This is a genomic window from Pseudomonas sp. Colony2 (genome assembly GCF_019382755.1).
Lineage (GTDB): Bacteria > Pseudomonadota > Gammaproteobacteria > Pseudomonadales > Pseudomonadaceae > Aquipseudomonas.
The window spans coordinates 6,579,923-6,604,555 of record NZ_CP080030.1; the positions used below are offsets into that span (position 1 = coordinate 6,579,923).

Sequence of the window (24,633 nt, forward strand, 5' to 3'; positions counted from 1 at the left end):
GCTCGCACGATAAGAGGGGGGTTATGCGTAAGTATCGATCAAGGTGCCGAGCATTTCGTCGGAAGCCTTGGCGACTTTGGCGCCCAGTTCAACCTGGAACTTGCCTTGGGCCATCTCGACCATGTTGCTCGCCGAGTTGCTGGCCTGATTGGCGTCTACCGAACGCAAACGATCACTTTGCGCGTCCGAAGGCTGGGAAGTGGCGGCGCTGGCAATCTTGCCGGCGGCCTGGTCGACACGGTTCTGCCCGGTCTGAATCGCGCTCAGTCCCGAGTAAAACGCGCTGCTACCAGAGATTTCCATGGCGTGAACCTGCCTATAAGAGAATCGTGAACTGTTATTGAAGCAGACCTACCGGCAAAACGCTCGTCAAAAACACTAATGGCATAATGCCTTCTCGATAGGCAAAACTAGTCAAGCAGGTCCAGTTGCAAGTACGCGGCGACCGCTTCGGCGCTGGGATGCTTGAGCTTGGGCACCCTTCCCAGGCATGGCGCGGGGAGTCGTTCAGCCAGGGTCGCGAGGTTTTCTTCCAGACGAGAGGTCTTGGGGTCGATGATATTGGCCACCCAGCCCGCCAGCGGCAACCCGTCCCGGGCGATGGCTTCTGCGGTCAACAACGCGTGACTGATACACCCCAGCCGCACACCCACCACCAGGATCACCGGCAGCTTCAGCGCCTGGGCCAGGTCCGACAAATTGTCCTGGTCCGCCAATGGCACACGCCAGCCGCCCGCACCTTCGATCAAGGTGAAGTCCGCCTGCTTGGCGAGAACGTGCTGCATGGGCTTCAACAACGACTGCACCGTCAGCGCCACGCCGGCTTCACGGGCCGCCAGATGCGGCGCGATGGCCGGCTCGAAGGCCACCGGGTTGACCTCGGCATAACTCAACGGCAACGAACACTCGGCCAGCAACGCCAGGGCGTCCGAATTGCGCAGGCCCTTGGGCGTCAGCTGGCACCCAGAGGCTACCGGCTTGCCCGCCGCCGTACTTTTGCCGGCTTGCCGCGCGGCATGCAGCAGGCCGGCAGCGACGGTGGTCTTGCCGACGTCGGTGTCGGTCCCCGTGATGAAGTAAGCGGCATTCATAGAGGTTTCTCCAGGACGGCGTACACCACTTGATAAGTTGCCGGCAGGCCCTGGGCCTGGCGGAACTGCTCGTAGGCTTGCACCAGTGCAACAATCCGCGCCCGGCCCGTCAACCCTCCTGGGCGCCCCGGGTTCAGATTGTGCGCACCCAACGCTTTCAGTTCGTGGGTCAGGCTGCGCACGTCGGGGTAATGCAACACGTGGGGACACTGCTCCAGGCTGCGCACCCGCAAACCACTGGCTGCGCACAGTTGCTCATAAGCACTGAACGGCCGGAAGCGGTTCACATGAACCATGCCATCCGCTGCGCGCCAGCTTTCGCGCAACTCATCCAGCGTTCCCACGCAGAGGCTGGCAAACGCCAGCACGCCGCCGGGCTGCAATACCCGCCGCGCTTCGCTGAGCACTGCGGCAAAATCCGAGCACCACTGCACCGCCAAACTGGAGTAGATCAGCCCGCAACTGGCGTCCTGCAAGGGCAAGCGCTCGGCATCGCCAGCGATGAAATGTTGTGCACCGCCCAGCGGCCGGGCGTGTTTGAGCATGCCCTCGGCGATATCCAGGGCCAAACCCTGGCTACCCGCAAATGACTGGCCCAGCACACGACTGAAATAGCCCGTGCCACTGCCCAGGTCCAGCCAGCGTTGTGGAGAAAGACCTTCGGGCAAACGCCGCAACAGCTCGCTGCCCACCGCACGCTGCAACTCGGCAACGCTGTCGTAACTGGCGGCTGCGCGGGAAAAGGAGGCCGCTACCTGGCGCTTGTCTGGCAAGCCGCCGGGCAGCACATGGGACAAATCAGTCATCACCGCACTCATGCAAAAAAGCCTGGATGGCCCCCGCCACACCGTGGGGGTCCTCCAGTAGAAAAGCGTGACCGGCCTGTTCAATCAGGCCGATTTCAACGTCAGGCAACAAGGCGAACAACTCACTCGCCACTTCAGCCGGAACCAGCCCGTCCAGCCCGGCAAACAGATGCAACTGCGGCCCTTGAAAGTCGACCAGCGCCTGGCGGGTGTCCAATCGGCCCAACAGCTCCAGACCACTGAGCAAGGTCTGCGCGGAGGTTTTAGGGGCACCCGCCAGCAATAGCCGAGCAAGTGATCGGGGATCGCTGGAGCCCCGGGCGCAAAGCAGACTGAAGCGTTTTAACGTCGCAACCGGATCAAGGCGGCAACCGTTAAGAAACGCAATAAAATCCTCTTCGTGCATGCCATGGTCCCAGCGAGACCAGGCCACGAAGCTTGCGTTGCTGGCAAAGGTGAGCAAACCGCAACAATGATCACCGCGCCGGGCGGCCAACTCGGCAGCAAGCATGCCGCCGAGGGACCAACCACCCAGCCAGACGTCTTGGGGCAAGGTCGAATCCAGCTCATCGAGCCACTCTTGAAGGTCGTCCGACTCCACGTCCGGCAACGGTTCGATCTGCACCTGCAAGTGTTCATCCAGCCCCTGCAACGCCGCCGCCAGCGGTTCCAGCGGCGAAACGCCGAGGCCCCAGCCAGGCAGCAATATCAGTCGATCACGCATGGTCGGGCTCCTGGCCTAACAAGCAGAAACACTCTTCCAATGCGCTTAACAATAGCTGCACCTGGGCTTCACTGTGGGCCGCCGTGAGAGTCACCCGCAGACGGGCACTGCCGGCGGGCACGGTCGGTGGGCGGATCGCGGTGACCATCAGCCCGCGCTCGCGCAGCATCTGCGACAAACGCACGGCGCGGGCACTGTCGCCAATCATGATCGGCTGGATCGGCGTGAAACTGTCCATCAGTTCCAGGCCAATCTGCTCTGCGCCCTGGCGGAACTGGCGGATCAGCCCATTGAGATGCTCCCGCCGCCAATGCTCGGTGCGCAGCAATTCCAGGCTTTTCAGCGTGGCGCAGGCCAATGCCGGCGGTTGGCTGGTGGTGTAGATATACGGGCGGGCGAACTGGATCAGGCTTTCGATCAGCTCTTCGCTGCCCGCGACAAACGCGCCGGCAGTACCGAAGGCTTTGCCCAGAGTGCCCACCAACACCGGAACGTCTTCCTGGCTCAAACCGAAATGCTCGACGATCCCGCCACCGTTGGCGCCCAAAGGCCCGAAGCCATGGGCGTCATCCACCATCAACCATGCGCCCCTGGCCCGGGTTTCACGGGCCAGCGCCGGCAAGTCGGCCAGGTCACCGTCCATGCTGAACACGCCGTCGGTCACCACCAGCGTATTGCCGGTGGCTTTCTCCAGGCGCTTGGCCAGGCTTTCAGCATCGTTGTGCAGGTAACGATTGAAGCGCGCACCCGAGAGCAAACCGGCATCCAGCAACGAGGCGTGGTTAAGGCGGTCTTCCAGCACCGTATCGCCCTGCCCCACCAGCGCCGTGACGGCGCCGAGGTTGGCCATGTAACCGGTGGTGAACAACAGCGCTCGCGGGCGACCGGTCAGGTCGGCCAGGGCTTCTTCCAGTTCATGGTGCGGCGTGCTGTGTCCGATGACCAGATGCGAAGCGCCGCCACCGACACCCCAACGCGCCGCGCCCGCACGCCAGGCTTCAATCACTTGCGGGTGATTGGCCAGGCCCAGGTAATCGTTGTTGCAGAACGCCAGCAACGGTTGGCCATCGACCACCACTTCAGGGCCTTGCGGGCTCTGCAGCAGTGGACGTTGGCGATACAGGTGTTCGGCACGACGAGCCGCAAGACGCGCGGCGAGATCGAAAGACATGAGACCTCGGTAGATCAGGTTGAACGCAGTCAAAAATGTGGGAGCGGGCTTGCTCGCGAAAGCAGTGGATCAGTCAGCTTATGTATTGGCTGACACACCGCCTTCGCGAGCAAGCCCGCTCCCACATTTGGATGGCATTCCAAAGTGGACGTATCAAACAGCCGCGTTATAGAACTGCTCGCTGCTCTTCTGCTCCACCAGCGCCTGCTCGATCGCCGCCTGGTGCACTTCATCGGCGTGCTCTTCACGAGCTTCCGGCAGGATGCCCAGGCGCGAGAACAGTTGCATGTCCTTGTCCGCCTGCGGGTTGGCGGTGGTCAGCAGTTTGTCGCCGTAGAAAATCGAGTTGGCGCCGGCAAAAAACGCCAGGGCCTGCATCTGCTCGTTCATCGCCTCACGCCCGGCCGACAGCCGCACATGGGACTGCGGCATCAGGATGCGCGCCACCGCCAGCATGCGGATGAAGTCGAACGGGTCGATGTCGTCGGCGTTTTCCAGCGGCGTGCCGGCAACTTTCACCAGCATGTTGATCGGCACCGATTCCGGATGCTCCGGCAGGTTGGCCAACTGGATCAGCAGGTTGGCGCGGTCGTCCAGGGACTCGCCCATGCCGAGGATGCCGCCGGAGCAGATCTTCATCCCCGAATCACGCACGTACGCCAGGGTTTGCAAGCGCTCACCGTAGGTGCGGGTGGTGATGATCGAACCGTAGAACTCCGGCGACGTGTCGAGGTTGTGGTTGTAGTAATCGAGGCCGGCCTGGGCCAGGGCTTCGGTCTGGTCCTGATCGAGACGGCCGAGGGTCATGCAGGTTTCCAGGCCCATGGCCTTCACGCCTTTGACCATCTCCAGCACGTAGGGCATGTCTTTGGCTGACGGATGCTTCCAGGCGGCGCCCATGCAGAAACGGGTCGAACCGATGGCCTTGGCGCGAGCGGCCTCTTCGAGGACCTTCTGCACTTCCATCAGCTTCTCTTTTTCCAGGCCGGTGTTGTAGTGGCCCGACTGCGGACAATATTTGCAATCTTCCGGGCAGGCGCCGGTCTTGATCGACAGCAGCGTGGAAACCTGGACGCGGTTAGCGTCGAAATGCGCGCGGTGCACGGTCTGCGCCTGGAACAACAGGTCGTTGAAGGGCTGCACGAACAGCGCTTTGACTTCGGCTAAAGACCAATCGTGACGCAGGTTGGCAGTGATGCTGGCGCTCATGGGCGATTCCTTGATTATGCTTTGGCAAGCCCTGTGGGAGTAATACCCACAGGTACGACACGGATGCTCGGCATATTTAAGGAAGATTCATGCACTGTCAACTTGAGAACAAACACGAGGTTTACATCTGGTTAAAAAGCAACCAAACCTGTTTAATCTGCGATGAAAGCAGCGGAACGGCCGATCCTGTCTGCAGCGCCTGCGAAACCGAGCTGCCCTGGCTGATGGAACATTGCGAGGTGTGCGCACTGCCGTTGCCGGCGACGGGCCTGGTGTGCGGCCAGTGCTTGAAGCAACCTCAGGCGTTCAAGCAGGTCGTCGCGCCGTGGACCTACAGCTTCCCCATCGACAGCCTGATCAGCCGTTTCAAGCATCAGGCCCGCTGGCCGCTGGGGCACCTGCTTGCGCACCTGTTGGGACAATTCCTGCAACACCGCTATGAAGATGCCGCGCTGGCTCGCCCCGACTGCCTGCTGCCCGTGCCCCTGGCCCGCAAACGCCTGCGGGAACGGGGCTTCAACCAGGCGGCGATGCTCGCCCGCTGGCTGAGTGAGGACTTGAACATTCCCTGGGATGAGCACCTGCTGTCACGGCCGCGTGAAACCGTGGCGCAGCAAGACCTGGACGCCAGGACCCGCAAGCGCAACCTGCACCAGGCCTTCGCCCTGACCGACGGCGCGCAAGTCAAAGGCCGGCACTTGGCGCTGATCGACGACGTACTGACCACCGGCGCCACCGCCAGCAGTCTCGCCCGCCTGTTGATGGATGCCGGCGCCCGACAGGTGGATGTGTATTGCCTGGCGCGTACGCCCAAGCCCGGCACATGACTTGACTCGCGGGCGCCCTGCCCGCAACGTCAGCCCATTCCATCGAAGCGTGTAACCATGTCCCTGCCAACCCTCTTGAGCCAACACATCGTCCGTCGCCCGCAGCGCATTGCACTGCTGCAACATATTGCCGAACAAGGCTCCATCACCCGCGCCGCAAAGAGTGCGGGGCTGAGCTACAAGGCGGCCTGGGACGCCATCGACGAACTGAACAACCTGGCGCAAAAGCCCCTGGTGGAACGCAGCGTCGGCGGCAAGGGCGGTGGCGGCGCCAGGTTGACGGCCGAGGGTGAGCGGGTATTACGCCTTTACCAACGCCTGCAGGTACTGCAAGCCCAGGTGCTGGATTGCGCCGAAGACGCCAGCGACTTCAACCTGCTGGGCCGCCTGATGCTGCGCACCAGCGCACGTAACCAGTTGCACGGCCGGGTGATCGCCATCGACAGCCACGGCCGCAATGACCTGATTCGCCTGGAGCTGGCAGCCGGGCTGCGCCTGGATGCGCAGATCACCCACGACAGCACCTTGCGCCTGGAGGTGGAGATCGGCACCGAAGTCGTCGCCCTGATCAAGGCCGGCTGGCTTGAAGTACTGGCCGTCACGCAGGCAGCAACACCTGGACACAATTGCCTGGAAGGAAAAATCGACGCCATTCTCGATGCCGAAGACGGCCCCAGCGAGGTGCGGATCACCTTGCCCAACGGCCAGGTTCTCTGCGCCCTGGCCCGGCCCGACGCGCTTGCGCAGATCCATGCCGCCGAAGGCCTGCAGGTGAAGGTGCAGTTCTCCCCCAGCAACGTGCTGCTGGGCACTCCGGTGTAGCGCTTCAAACTGCAACAATTTCGTCACGACTGCTCCCTAAGGTGGCTGCAAAAACCCGCAGGGAGCCTGAAATGAGCCTATTAGAAGAAAACCAAGCCACCGACCTGGAACAGATGGTCGGCCTCAGCCGCCGGCGTTTTATCGGCGCCGGCGCCCTGTGCGGTGCCGCGATGTTCCTCGGCGGCAACCTGCTGACCCGCAGCGCCCTGGCGGTCAACGCCGCGTCGAACAGCCCGCTTCTGGGCTTTGCCAGCATCGCCTCGGCCACCAGCGACACCATCACCCTGCCGCCCGGCTACAGCGCCTCGGTACTGATCAGCTGGGGCCAGCCGCTGCACAAGAACGCGCCGGCCTTCGACCCCAGCGGCAACGGCACGGCCAAGGCCCAGGAACAGCAGTTCGGCGACAACAACGACGGCATGAGCCTGTTCGCCTTCCCCGGTGACGACAACCGCGCGCTGATGGCGATCAACAACGAATACACCAACTACCGCTACCTCTACGCCCACGGTGGCGCGCCGCAATCGGCGGAAGACGTGCGCAAGGCGTTGGCCAGCGAAGGGGTGTCGGTGATCGAAGTACGGCGCAAAGGCGACACCTGGCAGTTCGTCCAGGACTCGCGCTACAACCGGCGCATCCACGGCAACTCGCCAATCCGCTTCGGTGGCCCTGCGGCGGGCCATGCCTGGCTGAAAACCAGCGCCGACAAAACCGGCAAAAAAGTCCTCGGCACCTTCCAGAACTGCGCCAACGGCAAGACCCCGTGGGGCACGTATCTCACCTGCGAAGAGAACTTCACCGACTGCTTCGGCAGCAGCAACCCGCAACACACCTTCGACGCCGGGCAGAAACGCTATGGCGTGGTCGCCGCCAGCAAAGACATCAACTGGCACCCCCACGACCCCCGATTCGACATGGCCAAGAATCCCAACGAACTCAACCGCCATGGCTGGGTGGTGGAAATCGACCCGTTCGACCCGCAATCCACACCGGTCAAGCGCACCGCCCTCGGCCGCTTCAAGCATGAAAATGCTGCGCTGGCGGAAACCCGCGACGGCCGCGCCGTGGTGTACATGGGCGACGACGAGCGCGGCGAGTTCATCTACAAGTTCATCAGCCGCGACAAGATCAATCACAAGAATCCCAAGGCCAACAAGGACCTGCTGGACCACGGCACTTTGTATGTGGCGATTTTCGACGCGGGCGACGGCAATGCCGACCATCCCAAGGGCCAGGGCCAATGGGTCGAACTGACCTACGGCAAGAACGGCATCGACGCCAACAGCGGTTTTACCAGCCAGGCCGAAGTGCTGATCCACGCGCGCCTGGCCGCCAGCGTGGTGAAAGCCACCCGCATGGACCGCCCGGAATGGATCGTGGTCAGCCCCACCGACGGCCAGGTGTATTGCACCCTGACCAACAACGCCAAGCGCGGCGAAGACGGCCAGCCGGTGGGCGGCCCGAACCCGCGGGAGAAAAACGTCTACGGGCAGATCCTGCGCTGGAAGGCCAACGCCAACGACCATGGCGCGCCGGACTTCAGCTGGGACCTGTTCGTGGTGGCCGGCAACCCGACCGTGCATGCCGGCACGCCAAAAGGCGGCTCGTCCAACATCAACCCGCAGAACATGTTCAACAGCCCGGACGGCCTGGGCTTCGACAAGGCCGGGCGGTTGTGGATCCTCACCGATGGCGACTACAGCAACGGCGGCGACTTTGCCGGGATGGGCAATAACCAGATGCTGTGTGCCGACCCGTCGACCGGTGAAATTCGGCGGTTCATGGTGGGGCCGGTGGCCTGTGAAGTGACCGGGATCAGCTTCTCGCCGGACCAGAAAACCCTGTTTGTGGGGATTCAGCATCCGGGGGAAACCGGTGGGTCGACCTGGCCGGAGCATCTGCCAAATGGCAAGCCACGGTCCTCGGTGATGGCGATTCGTCGGGATGATGGCGGGATCGTCGGCGCCTGATAAGGCCTCTTCGCGAGCAAGCCCGCTCCCACATTTGACCGCATTCCAAAGCCAGGACTCGGTTTAATGTGGGAGCGGCGGTGCGACGATTCGACTTGCTCGCGAAGGCGTCAGAACAGTCACCACCTATCCACCCCTGGGTGCGTTACCATACCCGGCCGGACGCGGCGCCCTGCTGCGCGCAGGAGTTCGCATGGCACACCCGTTTGAAACACTGACCCCTGACCTGGTGCTCGACGCAGTCGAAAGCATCGGTTTCCTCAGCGACGCCCGCATCCTCGCGCTCAACAGCTACGAAAACCGTGTCTACCAGGTCGGCATCGAAGACTCCGAGCCCTTGATCGCCAAGTTCTATCGGCCGCAACGCTGGACCAACGAAGCGATCCTCGAAGAACACAGCTTCACCTTCGAACTGGCCGAGTGCGAAGTGCCGGTGGTGGCGCCGATGATTCACAACGGTGAAAGCCTGTTCGAGCACGCGGGTTTCCGCTTCACCCTGTTCCCGCGCCGTGGCGGACGCGCACCGGAGCCGGGCAACCTCGACCAGTTGTATCGCCTCGGCCAATTGCTCGGCCGCCTGCATGCGGTCGGTTCCACCCGCCCCTTCGAACACCGCGAAGCCCTGGGCGTGAAGAATTTCGGTCACGATTCCCTGAACACCCTGCTGGAAGGCAACTTCATTCCTCGCAGCCTGCTGCCAGCCTACGAGTCCGTGGCCCGCGACCTGCTCAAGCGTGTGGAGGAGGTCTACAAGGCCACGCCCCACAAGAACATCCGCATGCACGGCGATTGCCACCCCGGCAACATGATGTGCCGCGACGAGATGTTCCATATCGTCGACCTCGATGACTGCCGCATGGGCCCCGCCGTTCAGGACCTGTGGATGATGCTCGCCGGTGATCGTCAGGAATGCCTGGGGCAACTGTCGGAATTGATGGACGGCTACCAGGAATTCCACGACTTCGACCCGCGCGAACTGGCCCTGATCGAACCCCTGCGTGCCCTGCGCCTGATGCACTACAGCGCCTGGCTTGCACGGCGCTGGGACGACCCGGCGTTCCCCCACAGCTTTCCCTGGTTTGGCAGCGAACGTTACTGGGGCGACCAGGTGCTGGCGTTGCGCGAGCAGTTGTCGGCGCTCAATGAAGAACCCTTGAAACTGTTCTAACGCACACCACAATCCCCTGTAGGAGCTGGCTTGCCGGCGATGCAAGCGCCTCGGTGTATCAGTGGAACCGAGGTGAAGCCATCGCCGGCAAGCCAGCGCCTACAGAAAAGCACATCCCACTGACTGACAAATATCCTTACAATCGCGGCTTTGTTAGCTGCCTAAGCAAGGATTCTGCATGCAAGCCGCCAACCCCCGTCGCGGGTACATATTGGGCCTGAGCGCCTACGTCATCTGGGGCCTGTTCCCGATCTACTTCAAGGCCATCGCCAGCGTTCCCGCCGCAGAAATCATCGTCAACCGCGTGCTGTGGTCGGCGCTGTTCGGCAGTCTGCTGCTGATAGTCTGGAAACACCCGGGCTGGCTCCGAGAACTGCGGGACAACCCCAGGCGCCTGGCGATCCTGGCCCTGAGCGGCACCTTGATCGCGGCCAACTGGCTGACCTATGTGTGGTCGGTGAACAGTGGCCGCATGCTGGAGGCCAGCCTGGGTTACTACATCAACCCGCTGGTGAACGTGCTGCTGGGCATGGTGATCCTCGGCGAGCGCCTGCGCCGCCTGCAATGGGTGGCCGTGGGCCTGGCAGCGGTAGGTGTGGCGCAACAGGTATGGCAAGTCGGCAGCCTGCCGTGGGTATCCCTGGTCCTGGCGGCGACCTTTGGTTTCTACGGGTTGATCCGCAAGCAGGCGCCGGTCAAGGCATTGCCCGGGCTGGTGGTGGAAACCTGGATGCTGGTGCCGATTGCCATCGCATGGTTGCTGTTCAACCCCTCGGCCCACAGCGCACAGATGGAATTCTGGAGCACCTCCGAAGCGTGGTGGCTGGTGGCCGCAGGCCCGGTGACGCTGATCCCGCTGGTGTGTTTCAACGCCGCCGCACGGCATTTGCCCTACACCGCCCTGGGCTTCCTGCAATACGTGGCGCCCACCCTGGTGCTGCTGGAAGCCGTGCTGTTATTCAACGAACACCTGGCACCCGCCACGCTGATCGCCTTCTGCTTTATCTGGGCCGGCCTGGTGGTTTACAGCATCGACGCCTGGATGACTGTGCGGAAAAACTGATCAAATAACGTACAAACCTCTGCAAGCCACAGCTGGTGTGGCTTGCAGGCATTCACCCCAAGGTTATCCACAGCCTGGTCCCCGGCGTTTGTGCACAAGCCCTTGAAACTGTTCGTTTTTTAGCCAGCCGGCGAAGAGCCATGGCCCGCCTGGGCCGGACGCGGGTCTCTACAGGTTATCCACAGGCCCATGCAAGATTTCGATGCATAACCTTGCGGGCAACTATTCCTCGCTGCGTAGTTCCAGTTCCACCATCAAGTCGTCGGCCAGGGTTTCCAGCGCCGCCTGCAAGGTTTCCAGCGGCAGCGTCAACGGCACCGCCAGCAAGGCTTCGGCGTGGAACAGCAGGTCGCTGCTCATGGGCGCCGGGCGCACGTCGGTGATCAAGCGCTCCAGGTTGACACCCTGCTTGCTGAGCAGCGCGGTGATGTCGCGAACAATCCCCGGCCGGTCGTTACCGACCAGTTCCATCGCGATGGGTTGCGACTCGCTGGGGGCGAGCGAACTGCTTTCGCCCAGCAGCACGCGAATGCCGTGGGTGGACAAGTCTTCCAGCGCGCCAATCAAGTCCAGCCGATTTTCCGCCGGCACGCTCACCCGCAAAATCCCGGCAAACTGCCCGGCCATGTGCGCCATGCGGCTTTCCAGCCAGTTGCCGCCATGGGCGGCGATGCATTGGGCGATGCGTTCGACCACACCGGGTTTGTCCGGGGCGATGACAGTCAGTACGAGATGGTCCATGGTGTCGTCCTCTTCTTATGAAAATCAGGTAGGAACCAGGCGTTCCCCTCGTACCTACCAAGGTGGACTCAGGTAGCCACGAAAACAAATCGTGTACCATTTTTATATTTATATGGAACAATCCAATAGTTTTTTGAGAGCATCCCGTACCCCACTGTGACCGTACGACCAAAGTGGGTCGCTAAACGACGTATTTAGTCTAATTTTCACAACCGCAACTCATCATGTAGTATGCCCAATCGCGCACTACATAACGTTAGGTCGATGTCTGCCAAGGCAACCACGCACCGCGACGCAGCCCGCCCAGCCGCCTTCTACGGCATGTACTGGTGCAGCGTGTTCACGGTTTACATGGCCAGAGGCTTCATTGGTAAATTGAAAAGCTGAAAAGCGCATAAGCTCCGCAGAGTGAGGCAAGCAATGACTGAACACGTTCAAGTCGGTGGCCTGCAGGTCGCCAAAGTCCTGTTCGACTTCGTGAACAACGAAGCCATTCCTGGTACCGGCATTACCGCCGACCAGTTCTGGGCCGGTGCCGACAAGGTCATCCACGACCTGGCGCCGAAGAACAAAGCCCTACTCGCCAAACGCGACGATTTTCAAGTGCGGATCGACACCTGGCACCAGGCACACGCCGGCCAGGCACACGACGCCGTGGCCTACAAAGCCTTCCTTCAAGATATCGGATACCTGCTGCCAGAAGCCGCGGATTTCCAGGCCTCGACCCAAAACGTCGATGAAGAAATTGCCCACATGGCCGGCCCGCAGCTGGTAGTGCCGGTGATGAACGCCCGTTTCGCCCTCAACGCCTCGAATGCGCGCTGGGGTTCGCTGTATGACGCGCTCTATGGCACCGATGCCATCAGCGAAGCCGACGGCGCCGAGAAAGGCAAAGGCTACAACAAGGTGCGTGGCGACAAGGTCATCGCCTTCGCCCGCGCCTTCCTTGACGAAGCCGCGCCATTGGCTGCCGGCAGCCACGTGGACTCCACTGGCTACAAGATCGTCGACGGCAAGCTCGTGGTCAGCCTCAAGGGCGGCAGCAACAGCGGCCTGCGCAGCGATGCCCAGTTGATCGGCTACCAGGGCGACGCAGCCAAGCCGACTGCCATCCTGCTGAAGCACAACGGCCTGCACTTCGAAATCCAGGTCGACGCCAGCACCCCGGTCGGCCAGACCGACGCCGCCGGCGTGAAAGACGTGCTGATGGAAGCCGCCCTGACCACCATCATGGACTGCGAAGACTCCGTCGCCGCCGTCGATGCCGATGACAAGGTGGTGATCTACCGCAACTGGCTCGGCCTGATGAAGGGCGACCTGTCGGAAGAAGTCGCCAAGGGTGGCAAGACCTTTACCCGCACCATGAACGCCGACCGCGTCTACACCGGTGCCGACGGCAAGGAAGTGACCCTGCACGGTCGTTCGCTGCTGTTCGTGCGTAACGTTGGCCACTTGATGACCATCGACGCGATCCTCGACAAGGATGGCAACGAAGTGCCGGAAGGCATTCTCGATGGCCTGCTCACCAGCCTGTCGGCGATCCACAGCCTTAACGGCAACACCCGCCGCAAGAACAGCCGCACCGGTTCGGTCTACATCGTTAAACCGAAAATGCACGGCCCGGAAGAAGCTGCGTTCACCAACGAGCTGTTCGGTCGCATCGAAGACGTGCTGAAGCTGCCGCGCAATACGCTCAAAGTCGGGATCATGGACGAGGAGCGCCGTACCACGGTCAACCTCAAGGCCTGCATCAAGGCCGCCAGCGAGCGCGTGGTGTTTATCAACACCGGCTTCCTCGACCGTACCGGCGACGAGATCCACACCTCCATGGAAGCCGGCGCGATGGTGCGCAAGGCCGCCATGAAGGCCGAGAAGTGGATCGGCGCCTACGAAAACTGGAACGTGGACATCGGTTTGAGCACCGGCCTGCAAGGCCGCGCACAAATCGGTAAAGGCATGTGGGCGATGCCCGACCTGATGGCCGCCATGCTGGAGCAGAAGATTGCTCACCCGCTGGCCGGCGCCAACACGGCGTGGGTTCCTTCGCCGACGGCGGCTGCGCTGCATGCGCTGCACTACCACAAGGTTGACGTGTTCGCCCGCCAGGCCGAACTGGCCAAGCGCGAACGTGCTTCGGTAGACGATATCCTGACCATTCCCCTGGCCCAGAATACCGATTGGTCCGACGAAGAAATCCGCAACGAGCTGGACAACAACGCCCAGGGCATCCTCGGTTACGTGGTGCGCTGGATCGACCAGGGCGTGGGTTGCTCGAAAGTCCCGGACATCAACGACGTCGGCCTGATGGAAGACCGCGCCACCCTGCGTATCTCCAGCCAGCACATTGCCAACTGGTTGCGCCACGGCATCGTCAATGAAGCCCAGGTGATGGAAAGCCTCAAGCGCATGGCGCCGGTGGTGGACCGTCAGAACGCCGGGGATGCGCTGTACCGTCCGCTGGCTCCGGATTTCGACAGCAACATCGCGTTCCAGGCAGCGGTGGAGTTGGTGATTGAGGGGACGAAGCAGCCGAACGGCTATACCGAGCCGGTGTTGCACCGTCGGCGTCGGGAGTTCAAGGCTAAAAACGGCCTGTAAATAAATAAGCCCTGGTCGAGAGATCAGGGCTTTTTTGCAGCAGTTTAAGAAGAGCTGAGTTTATAACCGCCATTGAGAACGACCGTATTACCATCCGACTCGAACCGCACATTTCTAAAGTTACCCTTGTGCGTGAAAGCGGTACCGGTCGGGGGGCGTTCAACTTCAAGAAAGATCGTCCCTTCAGTGGGTCCGAAATAATCCTTACCGTCCGGCGCCCGGTAAGTCACGCGCCTGCCCCTTGCCTCGAATTCATGAAGGCCGTTCGGCACATCGTGCCCATAATCCAGGTCAATACGCTCTTGACCTGCCCCAAGCACCGCTGTCCATGACAGGAACCCGAGGACTTCCTTGGTGCTGAAAAACCGAAACTTGCCGGGAGCAAGCACAAGAACAAAAGCATCCCCGGATAGTGCCCTCACCCTTGCGTCCTGCAAGGCCTCATCTTCAACTCGAAAAAGTTTGGTGCTCATAGCGAACTCCTGTTCATGGCTTTATGAGGCGCTGATCGACGATCAGCACACCCCAAACCAGTAAACAGACGCTCTCAAGCTATTCCTACTGTCAGAATTGACAGTTCTTCGCGATATCAGACCAATGGCACCGTCTAGGACGCCATCCCCAACTCCCGCTTCACCATTTTCGCCAGCTTCACGCTATCAATCGGCTTGAGCAAAAAGTCCACCACGCTCAAATGCATCGCATCAATCACATCCGGCGCTTCGGCGTCACCCGACATGATGATGATCGGCAGCGCCGCCCGGGTGGATTCGCGCACCTGGCGAATCAATTGCAGCCCGTTGCTCGGCGTCATGCGCAGGTCGGTGATCAGCAAGCCGATGGAGCTGCTGGAACTCAACAAGTCCCATGCAGCCTCGCCGCTGTCGGCGGTCATGCAACGAATGCCGTCCAGGCCAAGAATTTCTGCCAACAGTTCGCGCGCGTCCTTGTCGTCATCCACGATCAAAACCCGTTGTGGCGGCAAATCCGGCTCCTGCATAACAGCACTCAGGGCCTCGCGCTCGGCATCACTCAAAATATCGTGGTCGGACATACGTTTCTCGGCAGTTCTATTCAATCTCCCAGCACAGAAGTCAGACATCGCCGGAAGGGCGAACAATGTGCACTTCGTCGGAAAGTTTGCCTAGTGGGCGTTCTACGGGGTTTGGACGATATTCATGTAAGGTTTTTCCCTAGTAAGTGAGGGCGAATCGCTACCTAGACTTACGTCCAATGGGCACCCGCAGCGCAGGAGTCGACCATGGGGCACGATAACGACAAAAAAACTGCGGTCATAGGTATGAGTAAAGCTGATGCTTTCACACAAGCGGGGAAAACCGCTGTGTTGCAGAACATCCACGGCACCCTGCAATTCCTGCAACGTTTCCCGCCGTTCAACCAAATGGAAAACGCCCACCTGGGATTTCTGGTAGAGCAGTGTCAATTGCGCTTCTACGGCCCCGGCGAGAGCATCCTCAAGCCCTCGGGCGGGCCGGTGGAACACTTCTATATCGTCAAGCAGGGGCGCGTAGTCGGCGAGCGGCCGGACTCGACAGAAACCACCTTTGAAATCACCACCGGTGAATGTTTTCCGCTGGCGGCGCTGCTGGGGGAGCGGGCCACCCGTACCGAGCACAAAGCCGCCGAAGACACCTTCTGCCTGCAACTGAACAAGCCGGCCTTTATCAAGCTGTTCGCCCTTTCCAGCGCGTTTCGCGACTTTGCCTTGCGCGGCGTGAGCAGCTTGCTGGACCAGGTCAACCAGCAAGTCCAGCAAAAGGCCGTGGAAACCCTCGGCACCCAATATTCGCTGAACACCCGCCTGGGCGAATTGGCCATGCGTCACCCGGTCACCTGCAGCCCGCTGACGCCGCTGCGTGAAGCGGTCACGCAGATGCACGAGCAGCAAGTGGGCAGCATAGTGATCGTGGATGAGCACAAGGCGCCCCTGGGGATTTTCACCCTGCGGGACCTGCGCCAGGTGGTGGCCGACGGCACCAGTGATTTCAACCAGGGCATCGAGCGCCATATGACCCAGGCGCCGTTTTTCCTCACGCCGGACCACAGCGCCTTCGACGCGGCGATTGCGATGACCGAGCGGCATATCGCCCACGTGTGCCTGGTCAAGGATCAGCGCCTGTGTGGCGTGGTGTCCGAGCGTGACCTGTTTTCCCTGCAGCGGGTGGACCTGGTGCACCTGGCGCGCACCATCCGCAATGCGCCCAGGGTCGAAAACCTGGTGGCGATTCGCGGCGAAATCGGCCAGTTGGTGGAGCGCATGCTCGCCCACGGCGCGTCGTCTACGCAGATCACCCACATCATCACCTTGCTCAACGATCACACGGTGTGCCGTGTCATCGAGTTGACCCTGGCCGACAAGGGCGACCCGGGCGTGCCATTCAGCTGGCTGTGTTTCGGCAGCGAGGGCCGCCGCGAGCAGACGCTGTATACCGACCAGGACAACGGCATCCTGTTCGAAGCCCGGGACGCCGCCGAAGCCGCCGAGATTCGCGGGCGCCTGCTGCCGCTGGCACAACAGATCAACCAGAGCCTGGCGCTGTGCGGCTTCAGCCTGTGCAAGGGCAATATCATGGCCGGTAACCCGGAGCTGTGCCTGTCCCGGGCGGAATGGGCGCGGCGCTTTGCCGGGTTTATCCGTGAGGCGACGCCGGAGAATCTGCTGGGTTCGAGCATCTATTTTGATTTGCGGGTGGTGTGGGGCGATGAGCAAGGGTGCGAGCAATTGCGCCAGGGCATTCTCGACCAGGTGGCAGACAACCGTTTGTTCCAGCGCATGCTGGCCGAGAACGCGTTGCGCCAGCGCCCGCCGGTGGGGCGCTTCCGGGATTTTGTGTTGACGCGCAAAGGCGCCGACAAGGCAACCCTCGACCTCAAGGTGCAAGGCCTCACGCCATTTGTCGACGGTGCCCGGCTGCTGGCATTGGCCAACGGCATCAGCGCCATCAACACCCTGGAGCGCTTGCGCCAACTGGTGGCCAGGGAAGTCATCGAACGCCTTGATGGCGCCGCCTATGAAGAGGCCTATCACTTCATCCAGCAAACCCGCATGCAACAACACCAACTGCAAACCCGCGAGAACCTGCCCTACTCCAACCGCGTCGATCCCGACAGCCTCAACCACCTCGACCGGCGCATCCTGCGCGAATCCCTGCGCCAGGCCCAACGCCTGCAAGGCAGCCTGACGTTGCGGTATCAGCTGTGAGCTGGTTTGGCTGGTTGCGCAAACCCAAACCTGGCCTGGATGCGGCGCAACAACGGCGCGTCGAGCAATTGCCCACACCTGGGGAGCTGGGGGACGGATCGCTGCGGGCCCAGCGCTGGGTGGTGGTGGACCTGGAAACCAGCGGCCTGAACCTCAATCGTGACCAGGTGCTTTCGATTGGCGCCGTGGTGATCGAGGACGGCGCAGTGGACTTCTCGCAATTATTCGAGCGCACCCTGCACCGGGCCGAGACCAAGCTCAGCCCCAGCGTGCTGATCCATGGCCTGGGGCCCAGCGCCATTGCAGCGGGCAGTGACCCGGCAGAAGCGCTGATGGACTTCATGGAGTTTGTCGGCGACAGCCCGCTGCTGGCGTTTCATGCGCCCTTCGATCAACACATGCTGTGCCGGGCACTCAAGGACAGCCTGGGCTATCGCTTGAACCACCCGTTCCTGGACGTGGCCGACATCGCCCCGCTGCTGTGCCCCGACGCGAACATCCGCGAGGCCGGGCTGGATGACTGGATCACGCATTTCAAGCTGCAAGTGGGCGAGCGTCACCATGCCAGTGCGGATGCGCTGGCAACGGCGGAACTGATGCTGATTTTGTTCAGCCGCGCACGGCAGCAGCAGATCGACAGCCCGCACGCGTTACAACAGCGCCTGGGCCAATGGAAACGCCGCAAGCAGGCGCCCTCATTCTAATGGTGGCGAGGGAGCTGCTCCCGCTGGGGTGCGAAGCGCCCCCAAATCAGCCAACCCATTTCCAACTGAATAAATGCACTGCCTGGCTTACGACTGCTGCGCAGCCGAGCGGGAGCAAGCTCCCTCGCCACAGTAAGCGGCATCATCATGATAGATAGCATTACGCCGCCGCCCGACCAACGCCAATTGCACCCGCCTTACACCTCTGCCACAATCGCGAATAATTCTCGTTAGTTTAAACTTTCCGATCGGTGTCGCCTTGTCGTCAATCCAAAGTCCCCACAGTGAGCTTGTTGGCGCGTTGTACCGCGACCATCGCAGCTGGCTGTTGGCGTGGCTGCGACGCAACGTGGCCTGCCCCAGCCGCGCCGAAGACCTCAGCCAGGACACCTTCATGCGCCTGCTGGGCCGTGAAGAACTGCGTGAACCCCGCGAGCCGCGGGCGTTTCTGGTGGCCATCGCCAAGGGCCTGCTGTTCGATTATTTCCGCCGCGCCGCGCTGGAACAGGCTTACCTCACCGAACTGATGCTGATCCCGGAAAGTGAGCACCCGTCCCCGGAAGAACAGCAACTGATCCTCGAAGACCTCAAGGCCATCGACCGCCTGCTGGGCAAACTCTCGAGCAAGGCCCGCGCGGCCTTCCTCTACAACCGCCTCGACGGCATGGGCCACGCCGAAATCGCCCAGCGCCTGGGGGTTTCCGTGCCGCGGGTGCGGCAATACCTGGCCCAGGGTATCCGCCAGTGCTACATCGCCCTGTATGGCGAGCCGCTGTGAGCCCGGTCAGTTCCAAGCCGGTGTCGGCGCGGGTGCTCGACGCGGCCATTGCCTGGCAACTGTCCCTCGGTTCGGGCGACGGCAGCGCCGTGGAGCAGGAAGAATTCGCCAAATGGCTGGCCAGCAACGAAGAACACGCCCGCGCCTGGCGCCAGTTGGGCATGCTCGATCAGCGTTTCAGTGTGGCCTCGGGCCCGGCCCGTGCGGCATTGCTGCAGTCGCGCGAAGGCATTCGCCGCCGCGTGCGCAAGCTCGGCAGCGGCCTGGCCAGTGTGGTGCTGGTGTGCGGCCTGGCATTGTTCGTCGGCCAGCGCTACGTGCCGCTCAACTATTGGCTGGCCGACCAGCGCACCGCCACCGGTGAACAGCGCACCCTGAAGCTGGCGGATGGCACCGTGATCAACCTCAACACCCACAGCGCCATTGACGTGCGCTTTGACGAGAAACGTCGGCTGATCGTATTGCAGGAAGGCGAGATCCTTGTCGAAACCGGCCACAACGACGCCCGCCCATTTTTTGTCGAAACCCGCGAAGGCAGCCTGCGCGCCCTGGGCACACGGTTTATCGTCAAGCGCGAGGAAGATGGCACCCGCCTCAGCGTGTTGCAGTCTGCCGTCGGCGCACAGCCTGAAGCGCTGCATCAAGAGCAGATCTTCAAGGAAGGCCAGCAAGTGCTGATGCGCCGCGACAGCCTCGGCCCGATGCTTGCCGTCAGCCCCGGCACCGACGCCTGGACGCGCGGCATGCTGGTGGTGGACAACGCGCGGCTCGGCGATGTGGTTGCCGAACTGAGCCGCTACCGCACCGGTTACCTGGGTGTGGATAAACAGGTGGCCGACCTGCGGATTACCGGCAGCTTTCCGTTGCACGACACCAACCTGGCACTGAACGCGCTGCTGCCGACCTTGCCGGTGCAGATTCAACAACACACGCCGTGGTGGGTGACGGTGGCGCCCAAGCCGTAGGCTCCTGTGGTGCATAGGCCATTGTCATCGCAGGCAAGCCAGCTCCCACAGGTGGAATGCGTTCCCCTGTGGGAGCTGGCTTGCCTGCGATGAGGCCCTCAAAAACAGCACTCACCCACTAATAGAAATTATTTTCATCGAGCCCTATCACTTTTTGCATCTCGCTCGGCACATAGGCAATTGAGAAATATTTCCATTCAGGAGCCGCCCTATGTCCCGCACGCTAGACACCTTGTTGCGCCCCAGCCTGTTGGCCGTGGCCATTGCCCTCAGCGCCCCGCTGGCCAGCACCCAGTTGCTCGCCGCCGAACAAGCGTCCAGTGTGCGCGCCTACAATCTGCCGGCAGCGTCGCTGGCCACCACCCTGAACCAGATCGCCAGCCAGGCCGGTTTGGCGCTGACGCTGAACCCGGGGTTGGCAGCGGGCAAGACTTCCGCGCCGGTAAAAGGGCAATTCGATGCACAAGGCGCATTGCGTGAAGCGTTGCGCGGGACCGGGCTGCAACTGGAGCAAAGCAGTGCAGGCACGTTCAGCCTGGTAGCGATCCCGGATGGGGTCGTGGCATTGCCGGAGACCAGCATTACCGGCCAGGCCGACGCGGAAAGCGCATGGGGGCCGGTTGATGGTTACCTGGCGACCCGCACCGCTGCCGGCACCAAGACCGATACCGCACTGGTCGAAGCCCCGCGTTCGATCTCCGTCGCCACTCGCCAGCAAATGCAGGACCGCAACGTCCAGAACCTGGATGACGCCGTCAAATACATGCCCGGTATCGTGTCCGCCAGCTACGGCAGTGACACCCGCTACGACTGGATGCGTGTACGCGGCTTCGAACCCACCCAGTTCCTCGACGGCCTGCCGCTGCCACGCGGCGTGTATGCCAACCCGAAAGCCGAAACCTGGAACCTCGACCGCCTTGCGCTGCTGCGTGGGCCGGCCTCGTCGGTCTACGGCCAGACGCCACCGGGTGGCCTGCTGGATATGGTCAGCCGACGTCCAAGTGCCGAGTCGAGCAATGCCATCCAGGTGCAGTACGGCAGCGACAACTACCGCCAGATCAACTTCGCCAGCACCGGCAAGATCGATGATGAAGGCCAGTTTCTCTACGGCCTCAGCGGTGTGGTGCGCGACGCCGGCACCCAGGTCGATCACATCGACAACAAGCGCTACAACATCGCCCCCAGCCTGACCTGGAATATTGATACCGACACCAAGCTGACGTTCCTGTCGCAGTTCACCCGCGACGATACCGGCGCCACCAGTCAGTTCCTGCCCATTGTCGGCACCAAGATCAAATCGCCGCTGGGGGACATCTCTCATCACAAGAACCTCGGCGACCCGGACTACGAGTACTACGACCGCACCTACTACGCGCTGGGCTACGCCTTCGAGCATCGCTTCAACGATACCTGGCAGTTCAAGCAGAACCTGCGTTACACCAAGTCGGAGCTGGCTTTCCAGCAACTGACCGTGGGTTCCTACGGTTACTCGACCATTGATGCCGAGGGCAATACCAGCCGCTCGTCGACCAACGTGGACGAAAACATCGGCCAGTTCGCCGTCGACAACAATTTCCAGGCTGACTTCGCCACCGGTGATATCACCCACACGCTGTTGCTCGGCCTGGATCACCAGCGCACCGACACCTCGTACCTGTCGATCTTCGGTGACGGCGGCACAGTCAACCTCTACAACCCCGTCAACACCAAGCCGGTGGTGCGTCCGGCGCGCTCCACCGCTTATTACGACTACAACCAGAAAACCATCCAGACTGGCCTTTACGCCCAGGACCAGATGGCCCTGGACAAGTGGCGCCTGACCCTCGGCGGGCGTGAAGACTGGGTGCACCAAGGCACCACCTACTTCAACAAAAACGATGCAACCAATACCGACCGCAGCAAGAACTTCAGTGGCAACGCCGCGCTGAGCTATGTGTTCGATTCGGGCTTCGTTCCGTACCTCTCCTACGCCGAATCGTTCCAGCCAGCGAGTAACGCCAGCGTCTCGCCAACCGAGTCGTACAAACCCACCGAGGGCAAGCAATGGGAGCTGGGGGTCAAGTACCAGCCACCCGGCTCAAATACCCTGCTGAGCGCTGCGGTCTATGACCTGACCCAAAAGAACGTGCTGGTTACCAGCTTCGGTGCCGGTGGCCAGTCGATCACCGACCAGACCGGCGAAGTGAAGGTCAAGGGCCTGGAATTGGAAGCCGTCTCTGACGTGACCGAGAACCTTAAGGTCATCGCTGCATACACCCTGGCCAAATCCGAAGTGCAAAAAGGCCAATACAAAGGCAACCGCCTGCAACTGATGCCAAACCAGCAAGCCTCACTGTGGACCGACTACACCTGGCACGCCGGTGTGCTCGACGGTTTCGGCATTGGCGCGGGTGCCCGCTACACCGGCAATACCTATGGCGACCAGGGCAACACCTGGCTGGGCAAGGCCAATGCCTACACCGTGTTCGATGCCTCCGTGCATTACGACCTCGGCCGCCTGGACAACAGCCTCAAGGGGGCTTCGGTGAAACTGAATGCCACCAACCTGTTCGACAAGGACTACATTTCCACCTGCGATGCTTCCTACTGCTACTACGGCGACCAACGCAGCGTCGTCGCCAGTGCCACCTACCAGTGGTAATCGGCTGAGTTAACAACCGGGCCGCCCCCGTGGGCGGCTTCGGTGTGTCTGAAGGCTAGAAAATGAAAAGCAAAACCATCCGCCGCTGGTCCTTCATCCACACCTGGACCAGCCTCGTCTGCACCGTATTCCTGCTGCTGCTCGCCCTCACCGGCCTGCCGTTGATCTTTCACCACGAGATCGACCACCTGCTGGGCAACGAACCCGAGCTGGCACAGATGCCCGCCGATACCCCACAGCTGAACCTCGAACAGCTTGTTGCCAAAGCCCAGGCCCATCGCCCCGGCGAAGCCATGCAATACCTGGCCTGGGACGAAGACGACAAGAACGGCGTGATCGCGATCATGGCCGCCACCGCCGGCACCGAACCCAATTCCTCCCACACCTTCATGCTCGACGCCCGCACCGGCGAGGCCGTGGAAACGCCTTCGGCCAACGGCGGGCTGACGATGTTCCTGCTGCGCCTGCACGTCGATATGTTCGCCGGGCTGCCGGGCAAGTTGCTGCTGGCGTTCATGGGCATTCTGTTTGTGCTGGCGATCATCTCCGGCACGGTGTTGTACCTGCCGTTCATGCGCCGGCTGAAATTCGCCACCGTGCGCCAGGACAAATCCACGCGCCTGCGCTGGCTCGACCTGCACAACCTGATCGGCGTGGTCACCCTGACCTGGGCGCTGGTAGTGGGCGTGACCGGCGTGATCAGCGCCTGCGCCGACCTGATCATCGCCGCGTGGCGCACCGACAGCCTCAGCGCAATGATCGAGCCTTACAAAAACGCCCCGCCGCTGACCCTGCGCGCCCCCGCCACCGACCTGCTGACGATTGCCGCCAAGGCCGCGCCCGGGATGGAGCCGGACTTTATCGCGTTCCCCGGCACGCGTTTCTCCAGCGAGCATCACTACGCGGTGTTCATGAAAGGCAGCACCCACCTGACTTCACACCTGCTGACGCCGGTATTGATCGACGCCAGCAACCTGCACGTCACCGCCATCGCCGAACGGCCGTGGTACATGGACGCCATGGGCATGTCCCAGCCGCTGCACTTCGGTGACTACGGCGGCATGCCGATGAAGATCCTGTGGGCGGTGCTGGATGTGCTGACCATCATCGTCCTGGGCAGTGGCGTGTACCTGTGGCTGGTGCGGCGCAAGGCGGCCAAGTCATGAAGCCGAGGCAATCGAGTTTCTGGAAGGTATTCGGCATTCCGCTGGCCATCGGGTTGTTGAGTGCTGCCGGATTGTTTGCGGCATTGCTGGGGGACGGCTTGTGGGATTCGCTGAGCTGGGTGGGGCTGGGCATTCCGGCCGCCATAGGTAGCTGGGCGTTGCTCAAGCGTTGAGATAGATTAGCGCTGCCCTTTTCCGAGGAATGCCCATGTCCACCCCCAGCATGACGTTGTTCCACAACCCTGCCTCGCCGTTTGTGCGCAAAGTACGGGTGTTGTTGCACGAGACCGGTCAACTGGACCGCGTGACCTTGCACGCCTGCGTGCCGACGCCTGTCAAGCCTGACGCCGACGTGATCCAGGACAACGCGCTGGGCAAGATCCCCGCCCTGCGCCTGGCCGACGGCAATGCGCTGCACGACAGCCGGGTGATCCTCGATTACCTCGACTACCAACACACCGGGACTCCACTGATCCCCCGTAACGGCCCGGCCCGCTGGCGGCGCCTGACCCTGGCCTCGACCGCCGACGGCATCATGGATGCCGCCGTACTGGTGCGTTATGAAACCGCCATGCGCCCCGAGGAAAAACATTGGGACCTGTGGCTGGAAGGCCAGCGCGACAAGATCCGCCGCGCCCTCGACATGCTCGAACAGGACGCCATCGCCGAACTGGCCGGGCCGTTTGACGTGGCCGCGATCAGCGTGGCGTGTGCACTGGCTTATCTGGACTTCCGCCACCCGGACATGCAGTGGCGGTCGAGCCATCCGAAGCTGGCGGCGTGGTATGCCGAGGTGAGTCAGCGGCCGTCGATGCTCCAGACCCAGCCACCGGCCTAACCTGCTGCAAGGGTTCTTTTGTGGTGAGGGAGCTTGCTCCCGCTGGAGTGCGAAGCGCTCCCAGGATTTTTGGGGCCGCTGCGCAGCCCAGCGGGAGCAAGCTCCCTCGCCACARMAAGCTCCCGGGC

Annotated in this window: 23 protein-coding genes; 14 read left to right on the top strand and 9 right to left on the bottom strand. The window is 62.0% G+C overall.

Annotation, left to right across the window (positions count from 1 at the left end; genetic code table 11):
- Positions 1-21: 21 nt before the first annotated feature.
- From JV201_RS26875 to bioB, 6 genes are all read right to left on the bottom strand, one after another.
- Positions 22-303 carry a hypothetical protein gene (locus JV201_RS26875; protein ID WP_003211062.1) on the bottom strand — a complete coding sequence of 94 codons (282 nt, stop codon included), beginning with the start codon at positions 301-303 and terminating at the stop codon, positions 22-24.
- Between the two features lie 107 nt (positions 304-410).
- On the bottom strand, positions 411-1,091 hold the full coding sequence (gene bioD, locus JV201_RS26880) for a dethiobiotin synthase (RefSeq protein ID WP_008434374.1): 681 nt from the start codon (positions 1,089-1,091) through the stop codon (positions 411-413).
- The gene (gene bioC, locus JV201_RS26885) at positions 1,088-1,897 is read right to left on the bottom strand and encodes a malonyl-ACP O-methyltransferase BioC (RefSeq protein WP_003211066.1); all 810 of its coding nucleotides are present in this window, start codon (positions 1,895-1,897) and stop codon (positions 1,088-1,090) included. The genes bioD and bioC overlap by 4 nt, the downstream gene beginning before the upstream one ends.
- A complete protein-coding gene (locus tag JV201_RS26890) occupies positions 1,890-2,621 on the bottom strand; it encodes an alpha/beta fold hydrolase (RefSeq protein ID WP_003211068.1) in 732 nt (243 codons plus the stop codon). The genes bioC and JV201_RS26890 overlap by 8 nt, the downstream gene beginning before the upstream one ends.
- Complete coding sequence (bioF, locus tag JV201_RS26895; protein WP_219406226.1) at positions 2,614-3,792, bottom strand: 8-amino-7-oxononanoate synthase; 1,179 nt, start codon at positions 3,790-3,792, stop codon at positions 2,614-2,616. The genes JV201_RS26890 and bioF overlap by 8 nt, the downstream gene beginning before the upstream one ends.
- A 153-nt stretch (positions 3,793-3,945) precedes the next feature.
- Entirely contained in the window at positions 3,946-5,001 is a 1,056-nt protein-coding gene (bioB, locus tag JV201_RS26900; protein ID WP_003211072.1) for a biotin synthase BioB, read from the bottom strand.
- Between the two features lie 89 nt (positions 5,002-5,090).
- On the opposite strand from bioB, the gene JV201_RS26905 reads away from it, so the two are divergent.
- From JV201_RS26905 to rarD, 5 genes are all read left to right on the top strand, one after another.
- A complete protein-coding gene (locus JV201_RS26905) occupies positions 5,091-5,828 on the top strand; it encodes a ComF family protein (protein WP_219406227.1) in 738 nt (245 codons plus the stop codon).
- Between the two features lie 57 nt (positions 5,829-5,885).
- Positions 5,886-6,650, top strand: coding sequence for a TOBE domain-containing protein (locus JV201_RS26910; protein WP_219406228.1), 765 nt, complete (start codon positions 5,886-5,888; stop codon positions 6,648-6,650).
- A gap of 71 nt (positions 6,651-6,721) precedes the next feature.
- Complete coding sequence (locus JV201_RS26915; RefSeq protein WP_219406229.1) at positions 6,722-8,620, top strand: PhoX family phosphatase; 1,899 nt, start codon at positions 6,722-6,724, stop codon at positions 8,618-8,620.
- 193 nt (positions 8,621-8,813) lie between these two features.
- The gene (locus JV201_RS26920; RefSeq protein ID WP_003211077.1) at positions 8,814-9,788 is read left to right on the top strand and encodes a serine/threonine protein kinase; all 975 of its coding nucleotides are present in this window, start codon (positions 8,814-8,816) and stop codon (positions 9,786-9,788) included.
- A 178-nt stretch (positions 9,789-9,966) separates the two neighbouring features.
- Positions 9,967-10,851, top strand: coding sequence for an EamA family transporter RarD (rarD, locus tag JV201_RS26925; protein ID WP_003211079.1), 885 nt, complete (start codon positions 9,967-9,969; stop codon positions 10,849-10,851).
- Between the two features lie 222 nt (positions 10,852-11,073).
- Here the strand turns inward: rarD and JV201_RS26930 are convergent, their stop codons facing one another.
- A complete protein-coding gene (locus tag JV201_RS26930) occupies positions 11,074-11,592 on the bottom strand; it encodes a glycine cleavage system protein R (RefSeq protein WP_003211081.1) in 519 nt (172 codons plus the stop codon).
- A gap of 420 nt (positions 11,593-12,012) precedes the next feature.
- On the opposite strand from JV201_RS26930, the gene JV201_RS26935 reads away from it, so the two are divergent.
- The gene (locus JV201_RS26935) at positions 12,013-14,190 is read left to right on the top strand and encodes a malate synthase G (protein WP_087694745.1); all 2,178 of its coding nucleotides are present in this window, start codon (positions 12,013-12,015) and stop codon (positions 14,188-14,190) included.
- 44 nt (positions 14,191-14,234) lie between these two features.
- Here the strand turns inward: JV201_RS26935 and JV201_RS26940 are convergent, their stop codons facing one another.
- Entirely contained in the window at positions 14,235-14,663 is a 429-nt protein-coding gene (locus JV201_RS26940; protein WP_219406230.1) for a hypothetical protein, read from the bottom strand.
- A 134-nt stretch (positions 14,664-14,797) separates the two neighbouring features.
- The gene (locus tag JV201_RS26945; protein ID WP_003211086.1) at positions 14,798-15,244 is read right to left on the bottom strand and encodes a response regulator; all 447 of its coding nucleotides are present in this window, start codon (positions 15,242-15,244) and stop codon (positions 14,798-14,800) included.
- 246 nt (positions 15,245-15,490) lie between these two features.
- Between JV201_RS26945 and JV201_RS26950 the strand changes: the two genes are divergently transcribed.
- The 8 genes from JV201_RS26950 to JV201_RS26985 all read left to right on the top strand — a co-directional run bounded on the left by JV201_RS26950 (position 15,491) and on the right by JV201_RS26985 (position 24,505).
- Entirely contained in the window at positions 15,491-17,413 is a 1,923-nt protein-coding gene (locus JV201_RS26950) for a putative nucleotidyltransferase substrate binding domain-containing protein (protein ID WP_003211088.1), read from the top strand.
- The gene (locus JV201_RS26955) at positions 17,410-18,117 is read left to right on the top strand and encodes a PolC-type DNA polymerase III (protein ID WP_008434358.1); all 708 of its coding nucleotides are present in this window, start codon (positions 17,410-17,412) and stop codon (positions 18,115-18,117) included. The genes JV201_RS26950 and JV201_RS26955 overlap by 4 nt, the downstream gene beginning before the upstream one ends.
- A gap of 259 nt (positions 18,118-18,376) precedes the next feature.
- Positions 18,377-18,895: an RNA polymerase sigma factor gene (locus tag JV201_RS26960; RefSeq protein WP_010167452.1), complete on the top strand. Its 519-nt coding sequence runs from the start codon at positions 18,377-18,379 to the stop codon at positions 18,893-18,895.
- Positions 18,892-19,860 (top strand): FecR domain-containing protein, encoded by a 969-nt coding sequence (locus tag JV201_RS26965; RefSeq protein WP_102370054.1) that lies wholly within the window; start codon positions 18,892-18,894, stop codon positions 19,858-19,860. The genes JV201_RS26960 and JV201_RS26965 overlap by 4 nt, the downstream gene beginning before the upstream one ends.
- Positions 19,861-20,071: 211 nt before the next feature.
- Positions 20,072-22,501: a TonB-dependent siderophore receptor gene (locus tag JV201_RS26970; protein WP_177008823.1), complete on the top strand. Its 2,430-nt coding sequence runs from the start codon at positions 20,072-20,074 to the stop codon at positions 22,499-22,501.
- Between the two features lie 62 nt (positions 22,502-22,563).
- A complete protein-coding gene (locus JV201_RS26975; protein ID WP_003209218.1) occupies positions 22,564-23,667 on the top strand; it encodes a PepSY domain-containing protein in 1,104 nt (367 codons plus the stop codon).
- Complete coding sequence (locus JV201_RS26980) at positions 23,664-23,840, top strand: hypothetical protein (RefSeq protein ID WP_003209216.1); 177 nt, start codon at positions 23,664-23,666, stop codon at positions 23,838-23,840. The genes JV201_RS26975 and JV201_RS26980 overlap by 4 nt, the downstream gene beginning before the upstream one ends.
- Before the next feature lie 35 nt (positions 23,841-23,875).
- Complete coding sequence (locus JV201_RS26985) at positions 23,876-24,505, top strand: glutathione S-transferase (protein WP_008434349.1); 630 nt, start codon at positions 23,876-23,878, stop codon at positions 24,503-24,505.
- Positions 24,506-24,633: the final 128 nt, after the last annotated feature.

Excerpts from the sequence above, each read along its gene's own strand:
- JV201_RS26875 (WP_003211062.1), bottom strand. The coding sequence starts at position 303 with ATGGAAATCTCTGGTAGCAGCGCGTTTTACTCGGGACTGAGCGCGATT.
- bioD (WP_008434374.1), bottom strand. The coding sequence starts at position 1,091 with ATGAATGCCGCTTACTTCATCACGGGGACCGACACCGACGTCGGCAAG.
- bioC (WP_003211066.1), bottom strand. The coding sequence starts at position 1,897 with ATGACTGATTTGTCCCATGTGCTGCCCGGCGGCTTGCCAGACAAGCGC.
- JV201_RS26890 (WP_003211068.1), bottom strand. The coding sequence starts at position 2,621 with ATGCGTGATCGACTGATATTGCTGCCTGGCTGGGGCCTCGGCGTTTCG.
- bioF (WP_219406226.1), bottom strand. The coding sequence starts at position 3,792 with ATGTCTTTCGATCTCGCCGCGCGTCTTGCGGCTCGTCGTGCCGAACAC.
- bioB (WP_003211072.1), bottom strand. The coding sequence starts at position 5,001 with ATGAGCGCCAGCATCACTGCCAACCTGCGTCACGATTGGTCTTTAGCC.
- JV201_RS26905 (WP_219406227.1), top strand. The coding sequence starts at position 5,091 with ATGCACTGTCAACTTGAGAACAAACACGAGGTTTACATCTGGTTAAAA.
- JV201_RS26910 (WP_219406228.1), top strand. The coding sequence starts at position 5,886 with ATGTCCCTGCCAACCCTCTTGAGCCAACACATCGTCCGTCGCCCGCAG.
- JV201_RS26915 (WP_219406229.1), top strand. The coding sequence starts at position 6,722 with ATGAGCCTATTAGAAGAAAACCAAGCCACCGACCTGGAACAGATGGTC.
- JV201_RS26920 (WP_003211077.1), top strand. The coding sequence starts at position 8,814 with ATGGCACACCCGTTTGAAACACTGACCCCTGACCTGGTGCTCGACGCA.
- rarD (WP_003211079.1), top strand. The coding sequence starts at position 9,967 with ATGCAAGCCGCCAACCCCCGTCGCGGGTACATATTGGGCCTGAGCGCC.
- JV201_RS26930 (WP_003211081.1), bottom strand. The coding sequence starts at position 11,592 with ATGGACCATCTCGTACTGACTGTCATCGCCCCGGACAAACCCGGTGTG.
- JV201_RS26935 (WP_087694745.1), top strand. The coding sequence starts at position 12,013 with ATGACTGAACACGTTCAAGTCGGTGGCCTGCAGGTCGCCAAAGTCCTG.
- JV201_RS26940 (WP_219406230.1), bottom strand. The coding sequence starts at position 14,663 with ATGAGCACCAAACTTTTTCGAGTTGAAGATGAGGCCTTGCAGGACGCA.
- JV201_RS26945 (WP_003211086.1), bottom strand. The coding sequence starts at position 15,244 with ATGTCCGACCACGATATTTTGAGTGATGCCGAGCGCGAGGCCCTGAGT.
- JV201_RS26950 (WP_003211088.1), top strand. The coding sequence starts at position 15,491 with ATGAGTAAAGCTGATGCTTTCACACAAGCGGGGAAAACCGCTGTGTTG.
- JV201_RS26970 (WP_177008823.1), top strand. The coding sequence starts at position 20,072 with ATGTCCCGCACGCTAGACACCTTGTTGCGCCCCAGCCTGTTGGCCGTG.
- JV201_RS26975 (WP_003209218.1), top strand. The coding sequence starts at position 22,564 with ATGAAAAGCAAAACCATCCGCCGCTGGTCCTTCATCCACACCTGGACC.
- JV201_RS26980 (WP_003209216.1), top strand. The coding sequence starts at position 23,664 with ATGAAGCCGAGGCAATCGAGTTTCTGGAAGGTATTCGGCATTCCGCTG.
- JV201_RS26985 (WP_008434349.1), top strand. The coding sequence starts at position 23,876 with ATGTCCACCCCCAGCATGACGTTGTTCCACAACCCTGCCTCGCCGTTT.